The 4,125-nt window shown below is 42.2% G+C and carries 4 protein-coding genes and 1 pseudogene; 3 read left to right on the forward strand and 2 right to left on the reverse strand.

All coding sequences use genetic code 11. The features are described 5' to 3' along the window. Positions 1-831 (forward strand): annotated as a pseudogene (locus C7B77_RS25235) (DEAD/DEAH box helicase); the annotation flags it as partial. A gap of 182 nt (positions 832-1,013) precedes the next feature. After that, positions 1,014-2,078: a leucine-rich repeat domain-containing protein gene (locus tag C7B77_RS25240; protein WP_106311433.1), complete on the forward strand. Its 1,065-nt coding sequence runs from the start codon at positions 1,014-1,016 to the stop codon at positions 2,076-2,078. Positions 2,079-2,358: 280 nt separating this feature from the next. Here C7B77_RS25240 and C7B77_RS25250 read toward each other — a convergent pair whose 3' ends face one another. Further along, positions 2,359-2,622 carry a hypothetical protein gene (locus C7B77_RS25250; RefSeq protein WP_106311439.1) on the reverse strand — a complete coding sequence of 88 codons (264 nt, stop codon included), beginning with the start codon at positions 2,620-2,622 and terminating at the stop codon, positions 2,359-2,361. A 15-nt stretch (positions 2,623-2,637) separates the two neighbouring features. Further along, the gene (locus tag C7B77_RS25255) at positions 2,638-2,967 is read right to left on the reverse strand and encodes a flavoredoxin (protein WP_106311442.1); all 330 of its coding nucleotides are present in this window, start codon (positions 2,965-2,967) and stop codon (positions 2,638-2,640) included. 184 nt (positions 2,968-3,151) lie between these two features. Between C7B77_RS25255 and C7B77_RS25260 the strand changes: the two genes are divergently transcribed. Then, a complete protein-coding gene (locus tag C7B77_RS25260) occupies positions 3,152-4,045 on the forward strand; it encodes an alpha/beta fold hydrolase (RefSeq protein WP_106311445.1) in 894 nt (297 codons plus the stop codon). Positions 4,046-4,125: the final 80 nt, after the last annotated feature.

The raw sequence follows: 4,125 nt of genomic DNA on the forward strand, positions 1-4,125 counted from the left end.
CGATTAATCAAGCACATGCTCAAAAATAAGTATCTCTATCTAACACAGGGATTACTCGCGATCGGAGCGGAAACCGAAAAAGCCTTTGGACGGAAGAATTTTATGGCTTTATATGCCGTCTTTAGTTCGCCGCAACAGTATGAAGTTTATACCGAAAAAGAACAACCGATCGGTTCTTTAGAACAGAAATTTATCGATAGTCTGATTCCCGAAATTAGTTGCTTCCTATTAGGCGGTAAAGCCTGGATTGCCCAATCGATCGATCGAGATAATCGCACCCTCATCGTCGCTCCCGCACCCCAAGGCAAAAAACCAACTTGGGGCGGATTTATTCCGCAATTTCTGGGTTGGGATGTCTGTCAGGAAATTGCATCATTATTAAAATCTAAACAGGATTTAGTTTATCTCGATCCGATCGCTAAATCGGTATTAAATAACGCCCGTGCAGAACGCCGTCAGGAAGTAATTGAAGGGACGGTTTGGGAGGAAGAGAAGGTGCAATGGTGGACGTATGCAGGTGGACGCATCAATCGCACGCTCAAATATGGGTTAGAATGCCTGTGGGGTTGGGAAGTCAGAGCGGATAATTTTCAAGTAACGATCTCTGGGGAGCATTTAACACCTGCGATGTTCGAGAGTGCGATCGTGGAAGTCACTAAGCCGGAGTTTTGGCAAGCTAAGAATACTCAGGAATATTTGTTAGCAAATTTACCTAATTATCGCTTTAGTAAGTTTCAGCAAGTTTTACCAGATCGATATGCTTTGGAAATGGTGCAGGGTTATTTGTTGGATGTTGACGGGATTGGGAAGTTGAAGATCGATCGATCTTAGATTGTTGCGAAGGTTGCTAATATTTTTAACCGCAGAGGCGCAAAGAGCGCACAGAAGAGAAAGGTTCGATCTTAGTGTTAGTTGTACCGATTAAAGTGGGTAGACTAATTACAATGTGAGGGTTATCTGTGAATAGATATACCTGATTTGTCGAGATTCTTAGATACGAATATAACTTAACTATGGAACAGGCAGAATTAGAACAAATAATCGAACAAGCTAGGATCGATCGATTGCCAGAGTTGTACTTGAATGACTATAGACTAACTAGCCTACCAGATAGCATCAGTAATCTACATCATTTAGAAAGACTGCATCTTAATAATAACTATTTAACAGAATTACCAGATAGTATTTGTAACCTTCCAAGTTTGACCAACCTATTTCTAAGTCACAATCAATTTAATAGCTTGCCTGACAGCATTAGCAACCTCTCAAATTTAACTATGTTAGATGTAAGCTATAATCCTATATCTATTTTACCAGATAGCTTGTTTAAACTCCCAAATTTAGCAGAGCTAGCTATATGGAGTGGTAAATTGTACTCTTTGCCAGAGAATATTGGGGACTGCACTAGTTTAATTAATTTACATCTTCTAAGCAATCATCTCGACAGCTTACCAGAAAGCATCGAAAATCTTTCTAACTTGAGCGAATTATCGCTGAGTTGTAATCAGATAATTAGTTTGCCAATCAATATCGGTAAACTTTCTAATTTAAAGTATTTATCTCTAAATCATAATCGATTAACTGATTTACCAGAGAGCATTAGCAATCTATCTAATCTAAGGGAGCTAGATCTAATGAATAACTCATTAACAGATTTGTCTGTGCTAAAAAATATATCCAATCTAAAAGTAAGGTACTTTAATACTTATCTTCCACGCCGATATTGGACTAAATTTAGTGATTGGAAACCAGAATGGTTATTAGACGAAGAGAATACCGAATTAAGACGTATTTTAATCCAACAAATAGGATATGAGAAGATTTGCCAAGAATTGAAAACAATCGATCTGGACACATGGCGAGAATACATCTTACTAAAAATCGATAAAATAAAAGAGATTTATAGTGAGGATCGCGAATCTATCATAACGGAGCCGATGGTATTACTCAAGATGACTTGTCCATCGACACAGCATATTCATATTCTCCGAGTACCGCCAGAGATGACGAGTGCAGAAGCGGCGATTACTTGGGTAAATCATGGCATTCATCCCGACGAATTTGCAGTACAAACTTGAGATTGGTGATTTGCTTCGTTCTAACACCGCCCTGAACTATAAGTTCGGGCTAACAGCTCAAGTTCGTTTCAACGAACTACCAAATTGATTAGTTCGTTTCAACGAACTTTTGCTCTTAGCCCCAAATTCATTTGAGGGCGGTGTAGAAACGAAGCTAAGAATCATTCAGTGGAAAGCCTTGTTCCAAAATCAGGTTAAATTAGTAATGTTGATTCGATCGATCCCGATCGTTAATTATCAATTGAATTATACATGTTGGTATTTAGATCGATCGACTATTTTAGCTGTCGATCGATGAATTTGAAACCTCAGCTACTTCTTTGATTTTATCCCAATCGATCGTCGCTACCCAAATTTTCTCTTCATCAGAATATGTGACGATCGCATCCGCTTCCAATTCTTCACTATAGACAGATAGCTTCTCGCCATCAATTAACTTAGTACCCTGACGACTTAAATCTTCGATCGTCCCAATACAATTAAGTCGCAAACGCCCTTGCGAATCGGCATTTTGAAAATCAGCAAAGATTCTAGGATTATTCATAAAATCGCATCCAAATTAAGCTCGATCGTGTGCAGGATTAGAGATAGTTGGATTAAAGAGTTCGCTGGTTTGTTCGTGGGTTAAACCAACTAAAGTAGCATGGCTTGCCCTGCGCCCAGAAGTACGAATGACATCTCCACCAGCTTGTCTAATCTTCCCAACAGTAGTTATTCCGATTTGTCGATGGGGAATACCAGCAGCTAATTCTTCTACAGATGCCCCTACTGCACATTCTACCGAAATACCCACCACTCCCGACGGGTGTAGACCCGTACCTCTTAAAATATCTTCTGGGCGATTTTTGCCACCTCTGACTACCAGAGCTTCATCTGGAACTATTTCCACAAAAAATATTTATTTGATGGTGCTTGCTGAAGTATATCATTTCAGTGAAGTTGACGCGATCGAGATGCAGTTATTATTTCTTACTGGTGGGATCGATCTAAGTGCCAGATGCGAGAAACCGTACCTTTCCTTCATCAAAGTTTTTCACTAAGATCGAAGGAGTAGCTCTAGTCCCACATCCTTCATGACCGCAACTCCATCCCTAACACCGCTCCGCATTACCGAAAAGCTCGCCTGGAACTGGCGCGGACATCAGATTAAATATTCAGTTACCGGATCGGGCCAACCGCTATTATTAATTCATGGTTTCGGTGCCTCGATCGATCATTGGCGCAAGAATATCCCCGTATTAGCTGAGGGTGGGTATCAGGTATACGCGCTCGATTTGCTCGGATTTGGCGGTTCGGATAAGGCGCAAATCGACTACAGCATGGAACTGTGGGAAGAATTGGTCGTAGACTTCTGGCACGAGTATATTAACAGGCCGACGGTATTTGTCGGTAACTCGATCGGGGCTTTGCTCAGTCTGATGTTGGTGGCGCATCACCCCGAAATTAGTGCGGGTGGAGTATTAATTAATTGTGCGGGTGGATTGAATCATCGCCCTGACGAGTTGAACTTCTTGCTGCGAAATGTGATGGGGATATTTACCAATATTGTCGCATCTCCAGCGTTTGGGAAATTTCTATTCGATCGAGTCCGTCAAAAATCTCGCATCCGCAGCAGTCTGTATCAGGTCTATCCGCGCCGTGAAGCCGTCACTGACGAGCTAATCGACATTATTTATCAACCAGCTTGCGATCCGGGCGCACAGCAAGTTTTCGCCTCAATTCTCACCGCACCACCAGGGCCGACGCCAGAGTCGTTATTACCAGAAGTTACTAAACCATTGCTGGTATTATGGGGAGAAAATGACCCCTGGACGCCGATAAAAGGTGCGAAGGTTTATCGAGAACTCGCCGCCAAAGGACAACCCATTGAGGTCGTTTCGATTCCCGATGCGGGGCATTGTCCGCACGACGAGTATCCAGAAGTTGTCAATCCAGCGATCTTGGAGTGGTTGGTAGGACTGAAGTGAGGGGGTTGCTTCGGTTGAGATGGTGTTACCCCCCAACCCCCCTTATAAAGGGGGGCTTTCTTGCTCCCTCCCCTTTATAA

The organism is Chamaesiphon polymorphus CCALA 037 (assembly GCF_003003845.1).
Taxonomy (GTDB): domain Bacteria; phylum Cyanobacteriota; class Cyanobacteriia; order Cyanobacteriales; family Chamaesiphonaceae; genus Chamaesiphon; species Chamaesiphon polymorphus.